At 59.7% G+C, this 1,173-nt stretch carries 1 protein-coding gene; it reads left to right on the forward strand.

Going from position 1 to position 1,173, the window contains the following annotated elements:
* The first annotated feature begins 88 nt into the window (after positions 1 to 88).
* Positions 89 to 1,153: a quaternary amine ABC transporter ATP-binding protein gene (locus tag PVV74_RS22805; protein ID WP_274594793.1), complete on the forward strand. Its 1,065-nt coding sequence runs from the start codon at positions 89 to 91 to the stop codon at positions 1,151 to 1,153.
* Positions 1,154 to 1,173 lie beyond the last annotated feature (20 nt).

Here is a 1,173-nt window from a genome sequence, read left to right on the forward strand (position 1 = left end):
TGTCCGGCCTCGGCATCGTGCTGCTGGCGATCATTCTTGACCGGGTCACCAAAGCCGCGCTCGCACGGATCAACGCGGAGCAGAAATCATGAGCGATGAAAGCAAGATCTCGGTATGCAATCTGTACAAGATATTCGGTGAGGACCCGCAGGGCGCACTTGAAAAGGTGCGCGCCGGCATGGGCAAGGCCGAATTGCAAAGCGAGACGGGCCATGTGCTTGGTCTGAACAACATCAATGTCGACATGCCGACGGGCAAGACCACGGTCATCATGGGCCTGTCTGGTTCCGGCAAGTCCACCCTGATACGCCACCTTAACCGGCTGATCGAACCCACGGCGGGCGAGGTGTATGTCAACGGCGAGAATATTCTGGACTACAACGAGCACCGTCTGCGCCGTCTGCGGCAGGCGGAAATGTCGATGGTGTTTCAGAAATTCGCGCTTCTTCCGCACCGTACGGTGCTGGAGAACGCCGGCATGTCGTGGGCAATCGAAGGCAAAAACCGAAAGCAATACGCGGAAGAGGCGACCCGGTGGCTCAACCGCGTCGGCCTCGAAGGTCAGGGCGGGCAATATCCCGCACAGCTTTCCGGCGGCATGCAGCAGCGGGTCGGGATTGCCCGGGCGCTGACCTCGAACTCGGACATTATGCTGATGGACGAGGCGTTCTCGGCCCTCGATCCGCTGATCCGTACCGACATGCAGGACTTGTTGATCGAATTGCAGGACGAGCTGTCCAAGACGGTCGTATTCATCACCCACGACCTCGACGAGGCGCTCAAGCTGGCCGATCACCTGGTGATCCTCAAGGATGGCTTCGTGGTGCAGCAGGGCGAACCGCAGGATATCCTGCTGAACCCGAACGATCCCTACATCGAAGCCTTTGTCAGTGACATCAACCGCGCGCGTGTGCTGCGGGTACGTTCCGTGATGAAGACGACCAGTGATACGCCGCAAGAGATCGCGGGAGAGGTCGATGCAAATGACACGCTGGAGTCGGTCATCGCGACCTCGCGGGGCGACACGACGAAGAACTACCGCGTCATGCGCAATGGACGCCAAGTGGGCGTACTCCACATGCGCGACCTCGTCCGTGCATTGGTGCCGCGGGTCGCGAGCGATGCAAGTGGTGAATGGATGCTAGAAAAGTGAAGACGCCGCTGCCTGGATTC

This window comes from Roseovarius sp. SK2, from assembly GCF_028807495.1.
Lineage (GTDB): Bacteria > Pseudomonadota > Alphaproteobacteria > Rhodobacterales > Rhodobacteraceae > Roseovarius > Roseovarius confluentis.

Excerpts from the sequence above, each read along its gene's own strand:
- PVV74_RS22805 (WP_274594793.1), top strand. The coding sequence starts at position 89 with ATGAGCGATGAAAGCAAGATCTCGGTATGCAATCTGTACAAGATATTC.